Source organism: Polaromonas sp. P1_G2 (genome assembly GCF_056405515.1).
In genome coordinates this window covers 1-367 of the sequence record NZ_JBFUBY010001693.1, presented here as the reverse complement: position 1 = coordinate 367, position 367 = coordinate 1, and the positions used below count along the sequence as shown (strand labels likewise).

Annotated in this window: 1 protein-coding gene; it reads left to right on the top strand. The window is 55.3% G+C overall.

The genetic code is table 11. The features are described from left to right. Positions 1 to 81 precede the first annotated feature (81 nt). Positions 82 to 367 (top strand): hypothetical protein (locus tag AC1D0P_RS32145; protein WP_477680426.1); only part of this gene is annotated, 286 nt, incomplete at its 3' end.

Below are 367 nucleotides of genomic sequence, written 5' to 3'. Positions count from 1 at the left end.
GGCCAGGGTTACGCGCCTCGTGCAAGGGAAAAAGCGACCCAGATAAATGCGGGACGCGGAGGCATTGTGCAGGAGGGTTTTATGGCAAAAGTGGATAAAGAAGTTGCGCTTCGGCTTAAGTGGTCGTGGCATAGTGGGTTGACTGCAGCGATAGACAGCAGAGCGGTTGCTGCGTTTGATGCTCTCGTGAGCGACAAGATCTGGGAAGGCAACAATGAAAGGGCACGAACCAACGCTGTCCAAAAAGCACTCAGGGATGCGGAAGTGACTGTGATCGAGGCAGCGGCGAAGACGCTTGTCGCAGAGTTGAAGAAAGAGCCCGAGCTAGCGAAGGCGGTGCTACACAGAGGTTTGCGAAGCCTTGTCG